General features: G+C 62.8%; 22 protein-coding genes. 10 read left to right on the forward strand and 12 right to left on the reverse strand.

The genetic code is table 11. From position 1 onward, the window contains the following. Nucleotides 1-62 precede the first annotated feature (62 nt). Nucleotides 63-1,223: a YbfB/YjiJ family MFS transporter gene (locus NKJ67_RS05510; protein WP_352580743.1), complete on the reverse strand. Its 1,161-nt coding sequence runs from the start codon at nucleotides 1,221-1,223 to the stop codon at nucleotides 63-65. A gap of 111 nt (nucleotides 1,224-1,334) precedes the next feature. Further along, nucleotides 1,335-1,556 carry a hypothetical protein gene (locus tag NKJ67_RS05515; RefSeq protein ID WP_352580744.1) on the reverse strand — a complete coding sequence of 74 codons (222 nt, stop codon included), beginning with the start codon at nucleotides 1,554-1,556 and terminating at the stop codon, nucleotides 1,335-1,337. 94 nt (nucleotides 1,557-1,650) lie between these two features. On the opposite strand from NKJ67_RS05515, the gene NKJ67_RS05520 reads away from it, so the two are divergent. The 3 genes from NKJ67_RS05520 to NKJ67_RS05530 are packed head-to-tail and all read left to right on the forward strand — an operon-like array spanning nucleotide 1,651 to nucleotide 4,275. Next, nucleotides 1,651-2,643 carry a LysR substrate-binding domain-containing protein gene (locus NKJ67_RS05520; RefSeq protein ID WP_352580745.1) on the forward strand — a complete coding sequence of 331 codons (993 nt, stop codon included), beginning with the start codon at nucleotides 1,651-1,653 and terminating at the stop codon, nucleotides 2,641-2,643. Continuing rightward, nucleotides 2,640-3,896, forward strand: coding sequence for an aminopeptidase (locus NKJ67_RS05525; RefSeq protein ID WP_352580746.1), 1,257 nt, complete (start codon nucleotides 2,640-2,642; stop codon nucleotides 3,894-3,896). Before NKJ67_RS05520 ends, NKJ67_RS05525 begins: the two co-directional genes overlap by 4 nt. Nucleotides 3,897-3,912: 16 nt before the next feature. Further along, on the forward strand, nucleotides 3,913-4,275 hold the full coding sequence (locus tag NKJ67_RS05530) for a DUF488 domain-containing protein (protein ID WP_352580747.1): 363 nt from the start codon (nucleotides 3,913-3,915) through the stop codon (nucleotides 4,273-4,275). Nucleotides 4,276-4,471: 196 nt separating this feature from the next. On the opposite strand, the gene NKJ67_RS05535 is transcribed toward NKJ67_RS05530, so the two are convergent. Continuing rightward, nucleotides 4,472-4,819, reverse strand: a complete 348-nt coding sequence (locus tag NKJ67_RS05535; RefSeq protein ID WP_352580748.1) for an ArsC family reductase — start codon at nucleotides 4,817-4,819, stop codon at nucleotides 4,472-4,474. A 146-nt stretch (nucleotides 4,820-4,965) separates the two neighbouring features. On the opposite strand from NKJ67_RS05535, the gene NKJ67_RS05540 reads away from it, so the two are divergent. Together NKJ67_RS05540 and NKJ67_RS05545 are read left to right on the forward strand one after the other, a co-directional pair. Next, nucleotides 4,966-5,322 (forward strand): ArsR/SmtB family transcription factor, encoded by a 357-nt coding sequence (locus tag NKJ67_RS05540; RefSeq protein WP_352580749.1) that lies wholly within the window; start codon nucleotides 4,966-4,968, stop codon nucleotides 5,320-5,322. Next, on the forward strand, nucleotides 5,319-5,798 hold the full coding sequence (locus tag NKJ67_RS05545) for an SRPBCC family protein (RefSeq protein WP_352580750.1): 480 nt from the start codon (nucleotides 5,319-5,321) through the stop codon (nucleotides 5,796-5,798). The genes NKJ67_RS05540 and NKJ67_RS05545 overlap by 4 nt, the downstream gene beginning before the upstream one ends. 93 nt (nucleotides 5,799-5,891) lie before the next feature. On the opposite strand, the gene NKJ67_RS05550 is transcribed toward NKJ67_RS05545, so the two are convergent. From NKJ67_RS05550 to NKJ67_RS05585, 8 genes are all read right to left on the reverse strand, one after another. Then, on the reverse strand, nucleotides 5,892-6,245 hold the full coding sequence (locus NKJ67_RS05550) for a SnoaL-like domain-containing protein (RefSeq protein ID WP_352580751.1): 354 nt from the start codon (nucleotides 6,243-6,245) through the stop codon (nucleotides 5,892-5,894). Nucleotides 6,246-6,371: 126 nt separating this feature from the next. Further along, nucleotides 6,372-6,869 (reverse strand): 2'-5' RNA ligase family protein, encoded by a 498-nt coding sequence (locus NKJ67_RS05555; RefSeq protein WP_352580752.1) that lies wholly within the window; start codon nucleotides 6,867-6,869, stop codon nucleotides 6,372-6,374. A gap of 409 nt (nucleotides 6,870-7,278) precedes the next feature. Next, the gene (locus NKJ67_RS05560; RefSeq protein WP_352580753.1) at nucleotides 7,279-8,364 is read right to left on the reverse strand and encodes an ABC transporter ATP-binding protein; all 1,086 of its coding nucleotides are present in this window, start codon (nucleotides 8,362-8,364) and stop codon (nucleotides 7,279-7,281) included. Continuing rightward, nucleotides 8,354-8,962 carry a cupin domain-containing protein gene (locus NKJ67_RS05565; protein ID WP_352580754.1) on the reverse strand — a complete coding sequence of 203 codons (609 nt, stop codon included), beginning with the start codon at nucleotides 8,960-8,962 and terminating at the stop codon, nucleotides 8,354-8,356. The genes NKJ67_RS05560 and NKJ67_RS05565 overlap by 11 nt, the downstream gene beginning before the upstream one ends. A gap of 292 nt (nucleotides 8,963-9,254) precedes the next feature. Beyond that, the gene (locus NKJ67_RS05570) at nucleotides 9,255-10,325 is read right to left on the reverse strand and encodes an ABC transporter substrate-binding protein (RefSeq protein ID WP_292456607.1); all 1,071 of its coding nucleotides are present in this window, start codon (nucleotides 10,323-10,325) and stop codon (nucleotides 9,255-9,257) included. Next, complete coding sequence (locus NKJ67_RS05575) at nucleotides 10,310-11,179, reverse strand: ABC transporter permease (protein WP_127328459.1); 870 nt, start codon at nucleotides 11,177-11,179, stop codon at nucleotides 10,310-10,312. The genes NKJ67_RS05570 and NKJ67_RS05575 overlap by 16 nt, the downstream gene beginning before the upstream one ends. Next, nucleotides 11,176-12,060 carry an ABC transporter permease gene (locus tag NKJ67_RS05580; protein WP_352580755.1) on the reverse strand — a complete coding sequence of 295 codons (885 nt, stop codon included), beginning with the start codon at nucleotides 12,058-12,060 and terminating at the stop codon, nucleotides 11,176-11,178. The genes NKJ67_RS05575 and NKJ67_RS05580 overlap by 4 nt, the downstream gene beginning before the upstream one ends. A gap of 103 nt (nucleotides 12,061-12,163) precedes the next feature. Beyond that, nucleotides 12,164-13,444, reverse strand: coding sequence for an NAD(P)/FAD-dependent oxidoreductase (locus tag NKJ67_RS05585; RefSeq protein WP_352580756.1), 1,281 nt, complete (start codon nucleotides 13,442-13,444; stop codon nucleotides 12,164-12,166). 236 nt (nucleotides 13,445-13,680) lie between these two features. On the opposite strand from NKJ67_RS05585, the gene NKJ67_RS05590 reads away from it, so the two are divergent. The 5 genes from NKJ67_RS05590 (at nucleotide 13,681) to NKJ67_RS05610 (ending at nucleotide 19,174) form a co-directional block, all read left to right on the forward strand. After that, on the forward strand, nucleotides 13,681-14,838 hold the full coding sequence (locus NKJ67_RS05590) for a fumarylacetoacetate hydrolase family protein (RefSeq protein WP_352580757.1): 1,158 nt from the start codon (nucleotides 13,681-13,683) through the stop codon (nucleotides 14,836-14,838). 344 nt (nucleotides 14,839-15,182) lie between these two features. Beyond that, the gene (locus NKJ67_RS05595) at nucleotides 15,183-16,118 is read left to right on the forward strand and encodes a substrate-binding domain-containing protein (RefSeq protein ID WP_013532868.1); all 936 of its coding nucleotides are present in this window, start codon (nucleotides 15,183-15,185) and stop codon (nucleotides 16,116-16,118) included. Between the two features lie 114 nt (nucleotides 16,119-16,232). Further along, complete coding sequence (locus NKJ67_RS05600; RefSeq protein ID WP_127269325.1) at nucleotides 16,233-17,219, forward strand: ABC transporter permease; 987 nt, start codon at nucleotides 16,233-16,235, stop codon at nucleotides 17,217-17,219. Nucleotides 17,220-17,222: 3 nt separating this feature from the next. Then, nucleotides 17,223-18,014: an ATP-binding cassette domain-containing protein gene (locus NKJ67_RS05605; protein ID WP_127269326.1), complete on the forward strand. Its 792-nt coding sequence runs from the start codon at nucleotides 17,223-17,225 to the stop codon at nucleotides 18,012-18,014. A gap of 137 nt (nucleotides 18,015-18,151) precedes the next feature. Continuing rightward, a complete protein-coding gene (locus NKJ67_RS05610) occupies nucleotides 18,152-19,174 on the forward strand; it encodes a LacI family DNA-binding transcriptional regulator (protein WP_127270236.1) in 1,023 nt (340 codons plus the stop codon). 329 nt (nucleotides 19,175-19,503) lie between these two features. Here the strand turns inward: NKJ67_RS05610 and NKJ67_RS05615 are convergent, their stop codons facing one another. Further along, nucleotides 19,504-20,094, reverse strand: coding sequence for a TetR/AcrR family transcriptional regulator (locus NKJ67_RS05615; protein WP_127270239.1), 591 nt, complete (start codon nucleotides 20,092-20,094; stop codon nucleotides 19,504-19,506). Between the last annotated feature and the right edge of the window lie 152 nt (nucleotides 20,095-20,246).

Here is a 20,246-nt window from a genome sequence, read left to right on the forward strand (position 1 = left end):
AAGTCACACATTAGTAGGAAAGAAAATGCCTGTGCCCGATGCCCGGCACAGCAAGCCCACAATCATGGCGATTTTGGCGCAGCCGACCATGTGATGGCGCCGGAGACGACCAGCACGATTGCGGCGGTGATCGAGGCGAGGAAGAAATCGCCGGACATTTGCGCCAGAAATCCGGCCGCGACCGGCCCGTTGATCTGGCCAAGGCCGAACGCAGCCGTCATCAGGGCAAAGATCCGGCGCGGCGCGCTTGGCGCCTGCTGCCGGGCGGCCTGCAGGCCAAAGGCGGTGATGGCAATGAAGGTGCCGCCGAGCAGCACGCCGGCAAGCAGCGGCCCGGTGGCGCCGCCGATGGCGACGCTGGCGGTGACGCCGGCAACTTCGATGAAGCACGCCAGCGCATAGGCGGCATAGAGGCCGGTCCGCGCCGCGATCTTCTGCCAGAACCAGACCGAGGGAAAGCCCGCAAGACCGGCGACCATCCACACAATGGCCTCGAAGACGCGGCTGCCGCCGCCTTGCCGGACGATGGCGACCAGGAATGTCGCCGTCACCACATAGCCAAAGCCGAACAGGCCGTAGGCGATGATGACCTTGACCAACGACCGGTCCATCCGCAGTGCCGGCTCGCGGGGGACTTCGCCGTTGCCGAGCGGACCCTCATTGACCAACAGAGCGACGAGGACGAAACCGCAGGCCGAAATCGCCGCCGACCACAGCCAACCTGCCGCCCAGCCCGAATGCTCGGCGACCAGCACCGCCATCATCGCCGCCGATGCCGCTATGCCGAGCCCGACGCCGCCGAAATGCCAGGCCTGCAGGTCGTTGCGACCGGCAGCCGCGATATGGCTGAAAACGATGCTGGCCATGAACACCATGACGAAGGCGCTGGCCAGACCGGCCAGAAAGCGGATGGCGAGAAAGGCCGCCATCGCTTCGGTCAGCCCCATCAGCGCGGCAAGGACCGCACTGGCGCCAAGCCCCGCCAGCATCAGCAGGCGCTCGCGCCCATGCGCCCAGCCGCCCGCCGCTGCCAACGCGCCGACGAGGTAGCCGAGATAATTGGCAGAGGCGATCCAGCCGGCATCGGCCGGCGACAGATGCAGTTCCTGCATCATGCCGGGCAGGATCGGCGTGTAGACGAAACGGCCGATGCCCATGGCAATCGCCATGGCAATCATGCCGGCGAAAGCGAAACGCAGCGCTGTCGAGTTGGCTGATGTCATCGCACTGCACAATAAATGCAGGGGTCGCTGAAACAATCGCCATCTGTTGGGCCAGTGCGTACGCGGGACGTGCTCGCCTCGACTTCCTATGTCGGAACGCTTGGCGCCTGCTCAGCAGCGACCGCCGGCGCGCAACGAACCCCTCTCGTGCACCGTCCGCCGTGCCGTCAGCCTGAACGGCACATCGCCCAGTTCGCGCTCCGACATGGTGTTCAGCACCGGATGCGAAAGCGGATCGATCAGCCATCTCTGCGCCTCGCCGTCCGGGCGCGGCTCATACGGCCTGCTCGCAGTGAAAAAGACCTTCAGCGACGACGACAAAATCCTCAGCATTTCCGGCTCCCCAGGTCTGTCTCTCCCGACAAAATCTGCCGTTTCGATATGCCTTTCAATTGAGATTTCAGCCGGATCGGTTTAGAAAAACTCAATGGCCATGCTCAACCGCGTCCATCTCAACGGCCTCCGCGCCGTCGAAACCGTTGCCCGTCTCGGATCGCTGGCGGCCGCGGCCGGTGAACTCAACGTTTCCGTCAGCGCCGTCAGCCAGCAGATAAGCCGTACCGAAAAACAGCTCGGCCAGGCGCTGTTCGAGCGAACGGCGAGCGGGCTGGTGCTGACCGAATTCGGCGCCGTCTTCGCGGCCCGCCTCGGTGCTGGATTTCGTGAGCTTGCCCAGGCCGTGGCGCTGGCCGACGAGACTACGCAATGCACATTGGTGGTCTCGGTGGCGCCGGCCTTTGCCTCGAAGTGGCTGTTGCCCAGGCTATCTCGCCACTTCGACCGGCATCCCAACGTGCTGCTGCGCATCGACGCTTCGGTGCGGCTGGCCAATCTCGATCACTCGGACATCGACATCGCCATCCGGCTCGGCGACGGCAAATGGCCGGGCGGACGCACGGAACTGCTCTTGGCGCAGGAAGTCTTCCCGGTCTGCGCGCCGGCGATCGCCCAAAAACTGAAGTCGATCGAGGATCTTGCCCAGACCTGCGCGATCACCGACGAGCGGGCAATGATCAACTGGGAAAGCTGGTTCGAGACAGCAGGCGTTCCGCCTGTTGCCTTCCTCAAGGGTGCGCGTTTCACCGACCCGATGCTGTGCCTGGAATCGGCGATTGCCGGTCATGGCGTGATGCTGGGCTGGCAACTGCTCGCCGCCGACGCGCTGGCCGACGGGCGGCTGGTGGCGCCTTTCGGAATCCGCGCCCAGAGCGGGCTCGGCTATTGGCTGGTGACCTCCAGCACCAAGGCGGAAAGCCGTAAGGTCCGTGATTTCAAGCTCTGGATCAGGGAAGAGATCGAGGCAACCATGGCGCGGTTCGGGTCCGTAAACCCAGAACCCGCCGGCGCGATCGCGGTGGAAAGGACGGAGGCACCGAGCTATGTAGGGTCGGACATCAAACTACGACAGGCAGGATCATGACCACACATTCGCGCGGCGTTTCCGCATCGATCGACCCGGTGAAGCTCGACAGGCTGGCGGAAGTCGCCATCAAGGTCGGACTGCAATTGCAGCCGGGGCAGGATCTGGTGCTGACGTCGTCCATCGCGGCACTGCCGCTGACCAGGCGGATCGTCGAGCATGCCTACAAGGCCGGCGCCGGGCTGGTGACGCCGATCTTCAACGATGACGAGATGACGCTGGCACGCTACCGCTTCGGCGCCGATGCGAGCTTCGACCGCGCCGCCGGCTGGCTCTATGAAGGCATGGCGAACGCCTTTTCCAACAATGCGGCCAGGCTTGCCGTGCGCGGCGAGGATCCGTCGCTGCTCTCCGCACAAGATCCGGCGAAAGTGGCGCGCGCCAACAAGGCGAATTCGATGGCCTACCAGCCGGCGCTGGAAAAGATCACCGGCTTCGACATCAACTGGAACATCGTCGCCTATCCGGACCTCGCCTGGGCCAGGCAGGTTTTTCCCGGCGATGCCGAGGATGTTGCGGTGGTGAAACTCGCCGACGCCATCTTCGCCGCCTCGCGGGTCGATGTTGAGGACCCGATCGGCAATTGGAAAGCGCACAACGCGGCGCTGCGCAGCCGCACCGAATGGCTCAACGGCCATAATTTCCATGCGTTGCACTTTACCGGACCCGGCACCGACCTGACGGTTGGACTGGCGGACGGCCATGAATGGATGGGCGGCGCCTCGACCGCCAAGAACGGCATCACCTGCAACCCCAACATCCCGACCGAGGAGGTCTTCACCACGCCGCATGCAAGGCGGGTCGAGGGTCATGTCTCCTCGACCAAGCCGCTGTCCTACCAGGGCACGCTGATCGACGACATTTCGGTGCGTTTCGAAGAAGGCAGGATCGTCGAGGCCAAGGCATCGAAGGGCGAGGATGTGCTGAAGAAGGTGCTCGATACAGATGAGGGCGCGCGCCGCCTCGGCGAAGTGGCGCTGGTGCCGCATTCCTCGCCGATCTCGGCAAGCGGGCTGTTGTTCTTCAACACGCTGTTCGACGAGAACGCCGCCTGCCATATCGCGCTCGGCCAGTGCTATTCGAAGTGCTTCGTCGACGGCGCCTCGCTCAGCCAGGACGAGATCGCGGCGCGCGGCGGCAACAAGAGCTTCATCCACATCGACTGGATGATCGGTTCGGACAAGATCGACATCGATGGTGTCCACAAGGACGGCGCCCGCGTGCCCGTCATGCGCAAGGGCGAATGGGCTTGACCGTACGGAGGGTGCGATGGCCTTCGACCTGGCGGTCAAGCGTATCTACGAGCCACCCTCCCCCGATGACGGGCAGCGGGTTCTGGTCGACCGCATCTGGCCGCGCGGTGTCAGCAAGGAAGACGCTGCGCTGACGCTGTGGTTGAAGGACATCGCACCGAGCGACGACCTGCGAAAGTGGTTCGGCCATGCGCCGGCGCGCTGGCCGGAGTTTCAGGAGCGGTATCGTGCTGAGCTGGACGGGAACGGCGAGGCGGTGAGTGAATTGCGAGGCTTGATCAGCCACGGCAAGGTGACGCTGCTCTATGGCGCGCATGATGAAGCGCATAACAATGCGGTGGCGCTGGCGGGGTATCTCAGCGCAAGCGCTCACAATTAGCCATCGTTAGCCAGACCTTCGTCATCCTCGGGCTTGACCCGAGGATCCATGCCGCGACCTCAGTCGAAAGGCGCAGCGGAGCAGAATCTGCACCGTTGCAACACGGATAGATCACGGCATGGATCCTATGGTCTGCGCTGCGTCGCTCCGCTCCTTGCTTCGCCATAGGATGACGAAGTGAGGTGTATGCGCTGCCCTACTTCACCACCGCCTCATAAACATCAGCCTTGAACCCCACCAGAATCCGATCCCCAACCTCCAGCACCGGTCGCTTGATCACGGTCGGCTTGGCCAGCATCAGCGCCTTGGCCTTCTTTTCGTCGAGGCTCTGCTTGTCGTTGTCCGGCAGCTCGCGAAACGTGGTGCTACCCCTGTTGAGCAGCTTTTCCCAGCCGACCTTGCCCGCCCAGCCATCCATCCGCTTCGCATCCAGTCCCTCTGCCCTGAAATCGTGAAACCTGTAGGCCACGTCATGGCCTTCCAGCCAGAGGCGCGCCTTCCTGACCGTGTCGCAGGTGGTGATGCCGTACATGGTGATCGTCAAAACAGTGACCTTCCGATTTCGAATCTGACCGCAGATTAAGGACGCTCTGCGCGCTTTGCCAGCGCTCCCCGGCATGCCTTCGGTTTTGCCCTTGCCAACACTAAGGAATTTCCCTAAGTATTTTGACAGCGCCTCAGGACCAACCAATGACAAGCCTTCAGACCCCAACTCCGAGCCCTCCGCCGATCGACGGCATCTTTCGCGCACTGTCCGATCCGACGCGGCGACGCGTGGTGGAGCGGCTGAACCGCAGCCCTGCCTCGGTCAGCGAGCTTGCCCAACCGTTCGACATGGCCCTGCCCTCCTTCATCGAACATCTCAAAATCCTCGAAGGTTGCGGGCTGGTGCGCTCGCAAAAGACCGGCCGGGTCAGGACCTATCAACTGGCGCCCGAGCCGCTGAAGCTTGCCGAAAACTGGCTGGCCGAACAGCGCACGCTTTGGGAGCGTCGCCTCGACCAGTTCGACGCCTATGTGATGACCCTCAAGGAGACAGAAAAATGAACTATCCCCTCAAGCCGGATCCCAGACTGGACCTCGTGCTGGAGCGCGCCATCGACGCGCCGCGCGAATTGCTGTGGCGCGTTTGGACGACGCCGGAGCATGTCAAGCAATGGTTCACGCCGAAGCCTTGGATGATCACCGACTGCGAGATCGACCTCAGGCCGGGCGGGCTGTTCCGCACGCGCATGCAGTCGCCAGACGGCAAGGAGGTCAACGACCGCCAATGCTGCTATCTCGAAATCGTGCCGAACGAGCGGCTGGTGTGGACGGATGCATTGTTGCCGGGTTACCGGCCGTCAGGGGAACCCTTCATCACCGCTGTTATCTCCTTGCAGCCGGACGGCAAGGGCACGCGCTACACCGCCACCGCCATCCATCGCGACGAGGCGACCCGCAACAACCATGAAGAGATGGGCTTCTTCGACGGCTGGGGCACGGTGGCCGACCAGCTTGCGCAGTATGTGAAGACGATCTGATCTTCCCACATGACGGCCAGGACGTTGTCTTGGCCGTCATGCTTGTTTTCAACCCGGGAGCGAAGAGAGCAGTCTCCCGGTGGCATTTCCGCCTCAATAATAGAAGCGCTCTTCGGTGATCTTGCCGTTCTTGACCGTGTAGAGGCCAACTTCATCCATGGTGACGCGCTCGCCGGTGGCCTTGGGCGTGATGTCGAACTTGAAGCGCACCGCGAACTGGTCACCGTTGACATAGGGACCCTCGACCGACCCTCCATGCACTTCATTGTTCTCCTGCCACCACTGGCCCTTCTGCTTGAGAGCCTCCTTGCCATGGGAGATGGCCATCGGCCCCGCCATGGCTTCGAGACTGACGATATCATCGGCGTTGTACTTCTCGGCAGCAGCTTTGTTATCGCCCTGCTTGAGCAGTTCGGTGAAATCCTTGGCAATTTCCGCGATGGTCATTTGTGTTCCTCCTGTTCAGACGCACTGCAAATAGGGAAGCGCTTACCGGCCCGCCACCGTTGCCGGCACTACAGCTGACAAGCCGTGTCAGGACGATTGGTATAGCCGCTGTGTGGCCACGATTTCTCATATGCCGGCTAGGGAATCGTCCTGACCGGTCAATCGCCAGGTCGCCGGACATTTGTATTCACCCTGGTGGCTGCGGATCAGCGAAAAACTCCGCACTGTCCAGGATATCGGCTCAACGATCCGTTCCCGCACTTTCGGAACGCCCCTCCTGTCGCGAAGCAGCGTGACATGTGGCTCCAGCGAGGTCGTGATGAATGGCTTTAGCGGGCTGTCGTCAATCACGGCAGAGAGCTTGCGCCAGAAGGCTTGCAAGGTCGGCGAATGGTCGCTGCTGCGAAGCACCAGCGCCCCGCCGCCGAAAGCCGACAGGCGGTCGAAGCAAACATCGAATGGTGTGGCTTGCATCAGCAAGCCGACATGGCGGGCGATCTCCACCACACGCTTCTGTTTGCCGTCGCCAAGGCCGATCAGGGATATGTGCATTTGATCGGTTGGCGTCAGCCATCCCCGCAATCTCAGTTCCTGATTGTAGTGCTCAGCCCTGCGCCGCAGCATGGCATTGACCGGGTCTTCAACGAGAAATCCGTAAAACAGATGCGGCTCCCGGATCGGGCTCTGTCCTTCAAATCGGAAAAAGGTCTGACCGTTCTTCGCGGTTCCGTATGAAAATTGCCCACTCACAACCGATCTCGTCCGGCAGATTGTATCAAGCCGAGAAGTTTAGAACAAAAAGGGAACGAATCAAGTGAAAACAAAACCGGCGCTAATGGTTTCCGCATCAGCGCCCGCAAGCTTAACGGCGGAGCAAGCATTTTCGAGCAGGGGCCGAACCCTACGATCCGTAGCCGATGATGCCCTGACCTCCCGAAAATCGTGGATCGACCAGTCGACATACCCCCGGCCGTTGACCGACGGCTTGTAGCCACCGCGCGGCGTGTGCTCCGGTTATTTAACGTCGACAAAATTAGCTTGGTAGCACCGGGCAGTTGGCACCACGGCGCAGGCTGATATGCGCCACGTCTCCGACGCTGAATTGGGAACCCTCGGCCTGGCGCGGCGCATCGATGACAACAGGCGCGCCCTGCCCGAGTTCGGCATGAAGGCGCAGCGTGCGACCGTGAAAGACGACGCTGTTGACGCGCGCCGGTGCGGTGCCGGGCGCGGCCTCGGTCATCGCCAGCAAATCCTCCGGACGCACGCCGATGGTGCGGGTGGCGCCCTCGGCAGGTGCCTCGCTAGTTTCAGAAATAGCCTCCAGCGGCAGGGCGCCGGCGGCGAAGCGCAGGCGATCGCCGTCTCGGCCGACGAAGCGCGATTGCAGGAGATTCATGGTGCCGATGAAGCTCGCCACAAACTTCGTGGCGGGCCGGTCGTAAAGGGTGGCCGGCGGCGCGATCTGCTCGATGCGGCCCTTGTTCATGACGACGATGCGGTCGGAAATCGACAGCGCTTCGGTCTGGTCGTGGGTGACCATGACGAAGGTGGTGCCGAGCCGCGACTGCAGCCGCTTCAGTTCAACCTGCATCTGTTCGCGCAGATGCGCATCGAGCGCCGACAGCGGCTCGTCGAGCAGCAGCACGCGTGGTTCGCAGACGATGGCACGCGCCAGCGCGACGCGCTGGCGCTGGCCGCCCGACAGTTCGGAGACGCGGGCGCCAAGCTTGTCGGCGAGACCGACCATGTCGAGGGCTTCGCCGGTGCGCTTTGCCTGCTCAGATCCAGACAGTTTGCGCAGCGACAGACCGAAGCCGACATTTTCGGCGACATTCATGTGCGGGAACAGCGCATAGTCCTGGAACACGGTGTTGACCGGCCGGTCGAACGGCCGAAGGGCCGTGATATCGCGACCATCGAGCAACACCTTGCCGCTCGACGGGCTTTCGAAACCGGCGATGACGCGCAGGCTGGTGGTCTTGCCGCAACCCGACGGCCCGAGCAGCGTAACAAACTCGCCGCTGATAATGTCGAGGTCGACGGCGTCGAGCCCGACGATGCCGCCAGGAAAAATCTTCGAGACCGCCTGCAGCCGCACAAGTGGATCAGGCGCCATCGCGAACCTCGGACGGCTTCGTGGTGTTGACCCAGAGGATCTGGCAACGCTCGGCGCCCGGATTGCGGAAGGCATGCAAAAGCGTGCTCTTGAACGCAAAACTGTCGCCGGCCTTCAGCACGTAATTTGTCGAATCCACCACCAGTTCGACCTCGCCGGCCAGCACGAAGCCGAATTCATGGCCGGCATGGGCATAGGCCTCGGCCGTGCCGCCGCTGGCTTCCACCGTCACCAGCATGCCGGTCAGCGTCGCGCCCGGGGGTGACAGCAGCGCCTTGGCAATGCCTTCCGACTTCACCGGGATCTGCCGCCGCTTGTCGGCGCGCACGCAATAGAGATCGTTGGCCGCATCGTTGCCGTCGGCGATCAGCGCCGACGGCTCGATGTCGAGGGCGGCGGCGAGCGGCCAGATCACCTTGACGCGCAGCGAGGACATGCCGCGCTCGATCTGGCTGAGCGCCCCGATCGACACACCAGCTTTTGCCGCAAGATCGGCCAGCGACAGATTGCGCTCCAGCCGCAGCGCCCGCACGCGCCGGCCGACCCGCACATCGGCATCGTCCTTCGGCTTCTCAGCCGGTTCGTCCAGCATGTCCATTTGTTAGTCCTTATTGCAGTGCTTAGGGCCGGTGGCGACCAAGGCCGGCTTCAGGGTTGGATAGCTATCGGGCGTCAGTGCTGCCCCTCATCGCCCTGCCGGGCACTTCTCCCCGTATAGTGACGGGGAGAAGTGGCTGGCCGCAACCTCGGTGCCCTTCTTGGGACGTCAGCGACTGGCGAAACCGGCGATGAGAGCGTCCCTCTCCCCGTCACTATACGGGGAGAGGATGCCGGCAGGCAGGTGAGGGGCGGCGCAAACTTCAACAATAGTCGTCCAATACAACTGAAACTCACCCGCCTGCCTTGACCTTTTCAAACATCTTGGCGAGGTCGTCATTCTGTTTCATCGGCCCGGTGAAGATGGTGGTCTTCAGCAACACCTCGGGATCGGATGGCAGCTGCAATTTCTCCAATTCCGCCTTCGGCACGGTGGCGAAGGCGGAGCTCAGCGAGCTGCCGTAACCATAGGCCTGGATCAGGTATTTGCCGGAGTCGGCATCCAGCCGGCTGTTGATGAAGTCATAGGCGAGGTCGACATTCTTGGCGTCCTTGAGCATGACGAAGCCGCAGGCCCAGGTCAGCATGCCCTCCTTCGGCTTCATGAACTCGACCGGCACGCCCTGCTTCTTCAGCGACGTGGCCGACGCGTTCCAGGTCATGGCGGCGACCAATTGGCCGCTGGCCAACGCCTGTTCGACGGAGGTCATGTCGGTGGTGTAGTTGGAGAGCAGCGGGCGCTGCTCGCGCAGCTTCTCGGCCACCTTGTCCATTTGCTCCGGTGTCATGTCGAACGGATCGACGCCGGCCAGCAGTGCGGCAACGACCGGCGTGTCGTGCACGGCGTCGATCGTCGCCATGCGGCCGGCATACTGCTTGTCCCACAGAAGGTTCCAGCTCGCTTCCGGGTTCTTCACCAGATCGGTGCGGTAGAGGATCGAGGTGTTGCCCCAGTCCCATGGCACCATCCAGACCTTGCCGTCGCCGGCCTGCAGGTCGGGCAGGTTCTTGAACACCGGGAAGATCGAATCCCAGTTCTTGATGCGCTTGGTGTCGATCGGCTGCAGCAGGCCTTCCTTGTTCCAGCGCGCCACCTTGTCATAGCAGGGATGCGCGATGTCGGGGCGGAAGCCGGCCTTGACCTTGGTGAAGGCATCGTCGTCGTCACCGAAGATGGAGGCCTCGACGCCATCGGGATGCGCGGCGAGGAAGCTCTTGTTGAAATCGGGCAGTTCGTAGCCCGACCAGGTGAAATATTGCAGCTTGTCGCCGGCGAAAGCGACGGTCGACGACAGCGCCAGCGCGAACGCCGTCAATCCAGCGCAAACAGTCTTTGCAGAGATCGATTTCAGGTCGAATGCCATTGCAGTTCTCCTCTCTTGGTTTGTTTTGGTTGTGATGGATCCGCGGGCTTTGGCGCCGTGGCGGACAGGCCGCGATGGCGTAGGATTTCAGCTGCTGCAGCGATGACGAAGGACACAGCCAGGATCGACGTGCCCAGCGCCATCACCGTCGGCAGCGACTTTGGAAAACGCAGCTGGCTCCAGATGTAGAGCGGCAGCGTCGGCTCGGTGCCGGCGAGGAAGAAGACAACGATGAATTCGTCGAAGGAGATCAGGAAGGCCAGCATGAAGGCCGAAATGATGGCCGGCAGGCTGAGCGGCAGCATGACCCGCCGGAACGTCGTCCAGTCGGAGGCGCCGAGATCGAGCGCCGCCTCGCGAATGGTTTTCGGGATGGCGGCGAAGCGGCTGCGCATGATCACCACGGTCGTCGGCAGCGCGACCAATATGTGGCCGAGAACGATGGCAATGCGCGATGGCCCCAGACCAATGAGGTTGATGAGGATCAGCAGCGATATGCCGACGATGACGCCCGGGATCAGGATCGGCAGCCTTGCGATGGCGCTGATGGTGGCGGCCAGCGGCGAGCGGCCGTAGAGGTCCATGTAGGATACGGTGATGCCGCACAGCGTCGCGCCCGTGGCGGCAATGGCGCCGATGACGAGGCTGTTCAAGAGTGCACCCGTCAGCGCCGAATTGCCGAACAGTGTCGCGTACCATTGCAAGGTGAAGCCTTGCAGCGGAAACGCTGCCTGGATCGAGTTGTTGAAGGAAAACAGCGGGATCAGCAGCACTGGCAGATAGAGAAAGACCAGATAGGCGACGACGTAGACGCCGAGCCAGCGGCCGCCTCCCTGCGCGCGTGCAGTGCTCATGTGCGGCTGCCAAATCTGCGGTCGGCGAAACGCGCGACCAGCACCACGGCAAGGATGACCAGCATGACGGCGACGGAGAGTGCGGCGCCGAACGGCCAGTCATTGGCCTTGCCGAATTGCGCCTGGATCAGCGTGCCGATCATGGTGCTGGCCGGGCCGCCGACGAGCGCCGGCGTGACATAGTCACCGACCGTCGGCACGAAGACGACAAGGGCTGCCGCCAGCACGCCCGGCATCGAATTGGGCAGCACGACCCGGCGGAAGGAGGTGAAGGGCCGCGCGCCGAGATCGGAAGCGGCCTCGATCAGCGATTTCGGGATGGTGTCCAGCGCCACGTAGATCGGCAGGATGGCGAAAGGCGCATAGGCGTGCGCCAACGTGACGACGACGGCGGCCGGCGTGTTGAGAAAGGCCAATGTCGGCTCGGACCAGATCCCGCTTTCGATCAGCGCCGAGTTCAAAACGCCATTGTAGGCGAGCACGATCTTCCAGGCGAAGACGCGCAGGAGATAACTGGTCCAGAACGGCAGCGTCACCAGGAACAGCAGCAGGCCACGCCGCCGGCCGGCGTGGAAAGCGAGGTAGTAGGCGACGGGATAGGCGGTGATGACCGTCGCCAGCGTGACCAGAGCGGCAATGATCAGCGAGCGCAGCGTCACCGTCCAGTACAGCGGATCGGACCCCACGGTGACAAAATTCGCCACGGTGAAGCCGGAGCCGAGCAGCGAGCCGTCATTGCCGCGGAAGGCGAGGAAAAGCACGAGGCCGAGGGAAAACAGGATCAGCAGGAAGGTGACAAGAGCGCCCGGCAGCAACATGGCGAACCGGAAGCCCTGAGAAGACCGGGCCTCTGGCGCTGATGTTGCAACTAGGGTCGACATCGACCTGCCTATCGGAATTTGAAATTAGCTTAGAGTTTTTCATATTCATGAAACTGTCAAGTAGAATCCCCTAACAGAACCCCAAGGAGATGAAGCGCCCGGGTCAGCGCTCCAACGCATCGAGCAGCCGGTACCAGGCGATGGTCGCGGCGACGCCGACCTGGCGGAAGGCGTGAAACGGGATCGGCCGGATCGGCGAGACCGGGAAAGGCAATTGCCTGGCGTCGCCACTTTGGAGGTAGCCGGCGATGCGCTCGCCAAGCGCGGTCATCAGGCCGACACCACGACCCTGGCAGCCGACCACGGCGAGCAGGCCTTTCTCCGGCTCGTGGATGTGCGGCAGGTGGTCCGGGGTCATCGCCACCCGGCCGAACCAGTGCTTCTCGATGGCGACGCCGGACAGCATGGGATAGAGCCGCCGCAGCGCCCGCTCGAGATGCGCCCAGTCGCTGGCGCTCGTCGGCAACGCCATGCGACCCCGGCCGCCAAGCACCAGCCGGCCGTCGGCGCTCTTGCGGTAGTAGACGAGGATGCGCCTGGAGTCCGACACCGCCTGCCCTTCCGGCAGGATCGTGGCCGCCAGATCGGGCGACAGCGGCGCTGTGGCGATCTGAAAGGAATGCAGCGGCACGATCGTCTGAGCGAGACCGGGGATCAGACCGTCCGTATAGGCGTTTGTCGCCAGCACGACCGCCTTTGCCTGCAATTGCACCCCGTTTTCAGTTGAAACACGCCAAACGCCGGCGCTGTTGTCTAGCCGAACCACCTTCTGGTGTCCGGCTATCCTCACTCCAGCCGCGGTCGCGACCCGGGCAAATTCCAACGTGTAGGCAAGCGGATCGATGACACCGGCGCGGCGGTCGAGCCAGCCGCCGAGATAGCCCTGTGCACCGGTCTTGGCCGCGATCTCCGCTGCATCGAGCAACCGGACGTCGGCACCACGCGCGTGCCATTGCCGGTCGCGGTTCGCCGCCGCCTTCAGCGCGGCCTCCGTGTGCGCCGCCTGGATCCAGCCATTGCGGACGAACGGCACCGCCAGTTTCTCGTCGCGGATCAGCTCGAACACCGCATCGGCGGTCGACGCCGCGAAATTGACGAGCGCCTCGCCGCGCTCCGGGCCAAAATGCTCCAGCAGCCATTCCGGATCGTATTTCAGGCCGGGAATGACCTGACCGCCATTCAAACCTGATGCGCCCTGGCCGATCTCGCCGGCGTCCAGCACCTGCACCGACAGGCCAAGCCGGGCGGCATGCAAGGCGGTCGACAAGCCCATGATGCCACCGCCAACGATGGCGAGATCGACACGTTCGCCATTGGGAAGCGATTGAAACGTGGAAGCTGTCTGTGGCTTGCGCCAGATCGGATCGGAGAATGCTGTCGCCAAAAGTCACCTGAATGCGCTGCGATTGGTGAAAATCCTAGTCAGAATTTCACAATTTTGAAAGAGCGCCCTGGCTTTCGTCTGTGGACTGCCGCCGAGACGATCGGAGACCAGAGTTCCGATCGCCCGCGACGGGATAGACCTTTGACGGGAATCCGGTGAAAGTGCCGCGCCGATCCGGCCAACCCACATTGACGATCACTTCGCCACATTGTCGATCACGCAGAGGACAGAGCGCTATGACGAACCCGACCCACCTGCCCACAGAGGGCCTTTTTGTCGGACGCGCCAGAAGCAGCGATGCCGCATACCCGCTGGTCGTCGCGGTGCGCGATGGCACGGTCTTCGACATCACCTCGCGTGCGGCACCAACCATGCGCGACCTTTGCGAGATGGCCGACCCGGCTGGGCATGTCCGCTCGGCCGAAGGCAGACCGATCGGATCGCTCGATGACATCGCCGCCAACAGTTTTGAAACCGGGCGCGATCCAGCAAAACCCTACCTGCTCTCCCCGGTCGACCTGCAGGCGGTCAAGGCATCGGGCGTCACCTTCGTCGTCAGCCTGCTGGAACGGGTGATCGAGGAACAGGCGCGTGGTTCGGCTGAAAAAGCCGATGCCATCCGCGCCGACATTGCCGGACTGATCGGCCACGACCTGTCGAAGCTGAAGCCCGGTTCGCCCGAAGCGATGGAGATCAAGGCCAAGCTGATTTCGCGCGGCGCCTGGTCGCAATATCTGGAAGTGGGCATCGGCCCCGATGCCGAGATCTTCACCAAGTGCCAGCCGATGGCCTCGGTGGGCTTCGGCGCCGATGTCGGGCTGCACCCGGTGTCGACCTGGAACAATCCGGAACCCGAGATCGCCATGATCGCCGCCTCCAGCGGCCTGATCGCCGGCGCCACCATCGGCAACGACGTCAATCTGCGCGACGTCGAAGGGCGTTCGGCGCTGCTGCTCGGCAAGGCCAAGGACAACAATGCCTCGGCCTCACTCGGCCCCTTCATCCGCCTGTTCGACGACAAATTCTCCATCGATGACGTCAAGCGCGCCGTCGTGCACCTGAAAGTCGAGGGCGAGGACGGGTTCTCGCTGGAGGGCGCAAGCTCGATGGCCGAGATCAGCCGCTCGCCGGAGGAACTGGTCGCCGCGGCCATGGGGCCGCACCACCAGTATCCGGACGGGCTGGCGCTCTATCTCGGCACCATGTTCGTTCCGTCCAAGGACCGCGGCGAGAAGGGCAAGGGATTTACCCACAAGGTCGGCGACATCGTCACCATCTCGTCGGAGAAATTCGGTGCGCTGGTCAACCGGGTGCGGCTCTCGCCCGACTGTCCGCACTGGACCTATGGCGCCAGCCATCTGATGCGGGAGCTGGCCAGAGCCGATCTGATCTAGCAACTGGTGTCGTCGACGCCCTGCCAAGCGCTGCGGACCTGGTCCCGTGGGCGCAGGATGGTCGCCGGCGTGACCCTTGTCGGCGCAGGCCGCGTTCGCGCGACCCTAAACAATCACGCCAATTATCCGACAGTCGGAAAATCACCTCAGCTGATGCAATCTGATGGGACCGCTGATGACGCCCCGTCAGACGCCCACTACACCTGCAGATGGAGGCTTGGCAGATGGAGGCTTGCCATCCGTCGAAAAAGGGGATGCTCTGACGCATTCAACCGGCGCTGGCAAAAAGACGCGGAACAAGGGACGGATTTTGAACTGACGATCTACAAACGGGAGGAAATCAAATGCTGACACGGCTAAGACTCGTTCTATACGGCCTGTTGGTGGCGCTGATGGTGGTACCAGCAGCGGCACAGGCCAAGACGTTCTACTGGATTTCGCACGGCGGTCCGGCCGATCCGGTCTGGACCTACTTCCTGGCCGGCGCCAAGCAATGGGCCAAGGACACCGGCAACACGGTCAACACCTCGTTCCACAATGGCGATGTCGCCTCGCAGCAGGAAGCGGTTCGCGCCGCCCTCTCCGCCAAGGCCGATGGTATCGTCACGACGAGCCCCGATCCGGGCAGCCTGATCGAGATCGTCAAGGAAGCGCGTGCGGCGAAAGTGCCGATCATCAATTTCAACACGCCTGATCCGAAGGCCGACTTCAACGCCTATGTCGGCGGCGACAATGTCACCTTCGGCAAGCATTGGGCGCAGTATCTGGTCGACAAAGGCCTGGTGAAGAAAGGCGACTTCGTCTGGATGCCGGTCGAAATCCCCGGCGCCACCTATGGCGTGCAGGAAGAAGAAGGCATCAAGAGCGTCTTCGAGCCGCTCGGTATCACCTATGAAATCACGGAAGCCACGCTTGATCAGGCTGAAGTGATCAACCGCATGGTCGACTACCTCACGGCCAACAAGGCCAAGGTCAAGGCGATCATCGGCCTGGGCGATCTCGTCACCGGCTCGATCAAGCGGGTGTTCGACCAGGTCGGCATCAAGCCGGGCGAAATCCCGGTCGTCGGCTGGGGCAATTCGCTCGACACCACCCAGGAAGTGCTGAACGGCTATGTCAATGCCGGCCAGTGGCAGGACCCGCAGGCGACCAGCTATGTCGCGCTTTCGCTGGCCAATATGGCCGCCGGCGGCATTCCTCCGGGCTTCAACGTCATCACCGGCGCGCTCTACGAAAAAGACACCGCGCAAATCTACGATGACATCCTGTCCGGCAAGTAACATCCAATCCTAGCAGTCGCGGCCGCCCAACGGTCGCGACTGGCTCTCCATTTCGCCGAGCCCTTCGCACGCGATGTGCAACGCTCAGCCTTCCACTCATGTCGCGGATTGCCTGTGGAAAATCATTCGCTCGTCCAACGCCTGATCGCACGGCCGGAATTCGGCCCTTTCGTGCTGCTCGTCGTCGAGATCGCCGTTTTCTGGAGTTTCAACCACGACTTCCTGTCGCCGCAGAACATCTCCAACACGCTGGCCTTCACGGTCGAGCTCGGCCTGATCGCGCTGGCGATGACGCTGTTGATGACATCGGGCGAGTTCGACCTCTCGGTCGGTTCCCTATTCGGCTTCTCGCCGGTCTTGATGTGGACCCTGTTCAACAGCGGCCTGACCTCGCTCGAGGTCGGCTTTGTCGCCGCGCTGCTGGTCGCCGCCTTCATCGGGCTGGTCAATGGCTGGTTCGTGACGCAGCTCAAGATCCCGTCCTTCCTGGTGACGCTCGGCATGCTGCTGGTGGTGCGCGGCACCGCTCTTTTCGTCACCGATGGTTTTCCGCAGCGCACCTGGACCGCGGAAGGCAGCTGGCTGGCGGAAGTGCTGGTCGGCGATTTCTTCATCGGCCCGTTCCGCATCTACATGTCGCTGTTCTGGTTCATCGCCGCGGCGATCGGGCTCGGCTATGTGCTGACGCAAAGCCGCACCGGCAACTGGATCCAGGCGGCCGGCGGCAACCCGAGTGCTGCAAGGGCGCGCGGCGTCAATGTCAGCGGCGTCAAGATCGGCCTGTTCGTGCTGTCGTCGGTCATGGCCTCGCTTGCCGGCGTCATCTCTTCGCTGCGCACTTCCGCCGCCAACCCCAACAGCGGTACCGGCTATGAGTTGGAAGTCATCGCCATGGTGGTGATCGGCGGTACCGCGCTGACCGGCGGGCGCGGCACGATCATCGGCACCGTGCTCGGCATCCTGATCCTGCGCGTGATGCGCAACGGCATCGTGCTGATCGGCGTGCCCGGTCTTGCCTACAACATCTTCATCGGCGCCATCATCCTCGGCATGATGGCGCTGCATTCATGGCTGGAACGCCGGCACCAGGCGGGGACTTGAACCATGGCCGAGCCACTGATCCGCATGACGAGCATCCGCAAGTCCTATGGCCGCGTGCAGGCGCTGGAGGATGCCAATTTCCATGTCAATGAACGGGAGATCGTCGGCTTGCTCGGCGACAACGGCGCCGGCAAGTCGACGCTGATCAAGGTGCTCTCGGGTGCCGTTCCGCTGACCAGCGGCGATATCTTCATCCGCGGCAAGAAGGTGAGCCTGCGCAGCACCAGCGACGCCATCGCCCACGGCATCGAGACGATCTACCAGGACTCGGCGCTGGTGACGCAACTGTCGATCGCCCGCAATCTGTTCCTCGGGCGCGAGCCGATCAAGCCGCCGCGCTTCCTCAACCGGATGGACCAGGATGCGATGAACACGGTTGCTCGCGACTTGCTCAAGCAGGTCGGCATCTCGAAGAACATCCCGCCGACGACGCCGATCGGCTCGCTCTCCGGCGGCGAGCGCCAGGCGGTGGCGATCGCGCGCGCCATGCATTTCGACAGCGACCTGATCATTCTCGACGAGCCGACCAACAATCTCGGCGTCGCCGAAACACAGGGTGTGCTGAGCTTCGTGCGCAGCGCCCGCGATTCCGGCCATTCCTGCATTTTCATCGCCCACAACATCCACCATGTCTTCCAGGTGGTCGACCGCATCGTCGTCATGCGCCGCGGCAAGGTGGTCGCCGACGACATAGACCCCAAGAAGACCAGCGTGGCGGAGGTCGAACGGATCATCACCGGCATGTCGGACAAGGAGATCCGCGATGCCATCGCCGATGGCAAGCCATCGCACTGAGAATGGTGATGGGCGGCAATCACCCGTCACCTCAGATCGCATCGCTTGTCTGACGCGCCATCGCATGGCGAACAGGATTGCAGCATGAAAGCCACAGTTTCGGATACCGCACGCAACTGCGGGCTGTGGGTTACGGCATGAAAGCCACTGTCTCCGATATCGCTCGTAGCTGCGGGCTATCGACCGCAACGGTCGACCGGGTGCTCAATAACCGGCCGGGTGCGAGTGCGGCCAACCGCCAGCGCGTCATGGAGGCGGCCAAGCAGCTCGGCTATCTGCCGGTCGCCGATCAGGTAACGCTACCCTCGCGGCCCGCCCACCTTGAATTCCTGCTGCCGATCGGCAGCAATGCCTTCATGCGCGATCTCGCCGGGCATATCGAGGACTACGCCGCGCGCCTGCCGCTTGTCGCCTCGTGCCGGATCCACAACCTCGCCGGTATCTCGCCGAACGCGCTGCAGAGCGCTGTCGAAAACCTGTCGCTCAGGGCCAATGGCGTCGGCGTGATCGCCGTCGATCATCCGCGTACGCGCAACATCCTGCGCGACATCGTCGATGCCGGGATGCGTCTGGTGACGCTGGTGTCCGATGTTCCGGCGGCACCGCGCGCGGCCTATGTCGGCATCGACAACCGGGTGGCGGGACGAACGGCGGCGCTGCTGATGGGACGCTTCCTTGGCGGCCGCACCGGCCATCTGGCGATGGTCGTCGGCTCACGTTCCTATCGTGGCCACGAGGAACGCGAGATGGGTTTCCGCTCGGTGCTCAGTGAGGAGTTTCCCAATCTGACCGTCAGCAGCGCCGTTGAGGTCAACGACGAGCCCGATGCCAGCTACACCGAGACCATGAAGGCGCTGCACGACGAGCCGGAACTGCTTGGCATCTATTGCGTCGGAGCTGGACATTCGGGCGTTGCAAAGGCGATCCGCGAGGCCAGGCCGAACCGCAAGCCGGTGTTCATCTGCCACGATCTGACCAAGGACACGCGCGGTCATCTCGTCGACGACCTGCTCGATATCGTCATCGACCAGAATGCACGGCTGATCGCGGAGCAGTCGGTCATCCGCCTGCTCGGCTCGATCGCCTCCTCGGCACCCTATCTGACGCGCAAGTTCATCGAACCGCGCTTGATCTTCAGGGAAAACGTCCCGGGGCAGTAATGCGAAATGGCTTGGCTAAACCGGGTTTCCGGATTTGTACGATAATTGGCACGGCAAATCTGCACAGCAGCTATGCAAGTTTCTTTGTTGCCGAATCGTTGGGCAACTCGTAGGTTCTGGTTGTCGGCCATCTACTCCTCCCAGATGCGATGCCGACGCTGAATGGGGTGCACCTCCTCCCGCGCCACATTCGAAAATCGAGCCCGCTGCCACCTCCTCCCGGCAGCGGGCTTTTTTCGTTTGGCCGACAGGGATGGCAGCACAGCGACACCAAAGCGCGCCCAGTCATCACGCGATGAATGGCGCACATGGACAGGCGACAGGTCACCTCAACCGGCGGCGGCGCCCCTGAAAGAAACGATCAATCCTTCAGCCATGCGCACGAACTGCGTGCTCGGACCTTCCGACCCCACGGTCTGCACGCTAACCCGCGCGCCCTCGAGCAGAAGCGACAGCGTATCGGCGAGCAGTTCAGCCTGGCCGATGCCCGCATCCCGACATAGCGTCACAAGGCGCTCGCGCTGGGCTTCCTTGAGCTCCTTGATCACCAGCCTGGCCGGATGGTCCGGCTCGGTCAGCTCAGCGGCGGCGTTGGCCATGTCGCAGCCGCGCCCATCCGCATTGAGCATGGCAGCCGCCTTGCGAACCCAGGCATGCAGCTGGGCAAGCTTGTCACCAGGAAATTCGGCCTCGAACGCATCCCACATAGCGCCCGCCTTGGCCGCATTGGCGCGCAGGCATTCGACGATCAGTTCGTCCTTGGATTCGAAGTGACGATAGAGCGTCATCTTGTTCGTGCCGGCAGCTTCGGTGATGGCGTCGACGCCGACACCCTTGATGCCATGCTTGTGGAACATGTCGCGTGCCGTCTCCAGGATCCGATCCCGGGGACGAGAGCGCTCCACGATGCCGTCTGCCATCATGATCTCCTTTCGTTTCCAAAAAACCCTCGGCCACCTCTTGACTAGGGTGTTACCGGTCTGTAACTTCCAGAATGTTACTTACTGGTAACACCTATATCGTCCACCGTCAATAACAAGGCCGTGAACTGGCCCTGCCGACGAGAGGGACA

Source organism: Mesorhizobium sp. M0088, assembly GCF_040322895.1.
Lineage (GTDB): Bacteria > Pseudomonadota > Alphaproteobacteria > Rhizobiales > Rhizobiaceae > Mesorhizobium.

Excerpts from the sequence above, each read along its gene's own strand:
- NKJ67_RS05510 (WP_352580743.1), bottom strand. The coding sequence starts at position 1,223 with ATGACATCAGCCAACTCGACAGCGCTGCGTTTCGCTTTCGCCGGCATG.
- NKJ67_RS05515 (WP_352580744.1), bottom strand. The coding sequence starts at position 1,556 with ATGCTGAGGATTTTGTCGTCGTCGCTGAAGGTCTTTTTCACTGCGAGC.
- NKJ67_RS05520 (WP_352580745.1), top strand. The coding sequence starts at position 1,651 with ATGGCCATGCTCAACCGCGTCCATCTCAACGGCCTCCGCGCCGTCGAA.
- NKJ67_RS05525 (WP_352580746.1), top strand. The coding sequence starts at position 2,640 with ATGACCACACATTCGCGCGGCGTTTCCGCATCGATCGACCCGGTGAAG.
- NKJ67_RS05530 (WP_352580747.1), top strand. The coding sequence starts at position 3,913 with ATGGCCTTCGACCTGGCGGTCAAGCGTATCTACGAGCCACCCTCCCCC.
- NKJ67_RS05540 (WP_352580749.1), top strand. The coding sequence starts at position 4,966 with ATGACAAGCCTTCAGACCCCAACTCCGAGCCCTCCGCCGATCGACGGC.
- NKJ67_RS05545 (WP_352580750.1), top strand. The coding sequence starts at position 5,319 with ATGAACTATCCCCTCAAGCCGGATCCCAGACTGGACCTCGTGCTGGAG.
- NKJ67_RS05550 (WP_352580751.1), bottom strand. The coding sequence starts at position 6,245 with ATGACCATCGCGGAAATTGCCAAGGATTTCACCGAACTGCTCAAGCAG.
- NKJ67_RS05555 (WP_352580752.1), bottom strand. The coding sequence starts at position 6,869 with ATGCTGCGGCGCAGGGCTGAGCACTACAATCAGGAACTGAGATTGCGG.
- NKJ67_RS05560 (WP_352580753.1), bottom strand. The coding sequence starts at position 8,364 with ATGGCGCCTGATCCACTTGTGCGGCTGCAGGCGGTCTCGAAGATTTTT.
- NKJ67_RS05565 (WP_352580754.1), bottom strand. The coding sequence starts at position 8,962 with ATGGACATGCTGGACGAACCGGCTGAGAAGCCGAAGGACGATGCCGAT.
- NKJ67_RS05570 (WP_292456607.1), bottom strand. The coding sequence starts at position 10,325 with ATGGCATTCGACCTGAAATCGATCTCTGCAAAGACTGTTTGCGCTGGA.
- NKJ67_RS05575 (WP_127328459.1), bottom strand. The coding sequence starts at position 11,179 with ATGAGCACTGCACGCGCGCAGGGAGGCGGCCGCTGGCTCGGCGTCTAC.
- NKJ67_RS05580 (WP_352580755.1), bottom strand. The coding sequence starts at position 12,060 with ATGTCGACCCTAGTTGCAACATCAGCGCCAGAGGCCCGGTCTTCTCAG.
- NKJ67_RS05590 (WP_352580757.1), top strand. The coding sequence starts at position 13,681 with ATGACGAACCCGACCCACCTGCCCACAGAGGGCCTTTTTGTCGGACGC.
- NKJ67_RS05595 (WP_013532868.1), top strand. The coding sequence starts at position 15,183 with ATGCTGACACGGCTAAGACTCGTTCTATACGGCCTGTTGGTGGCGCTG.
- NKJ67_RS05605 (WP_127269326.1), top strand. The coding sequence starts at position 17,223 with ATGGCCGAGCCACTGATCCGCATGACGAGCATCCGCAAGTCCTATGGC.
- NKJ67_RS05610 (WP_127270236.1), top strand. The coding sequence starts at position 18,152 with ATGAAAGCCACTGTCTCCGATATCGCTCGTAGCTGCGGGCTATCGACC.
- NKJ67_RS05615 (WP_127270239.1), bottom strand. The coding sequence starts at position 20,094 with ATGGCAGACGGCATCGTGGAGCGCTCTCGTCCCCGGGATCGGATCCTG.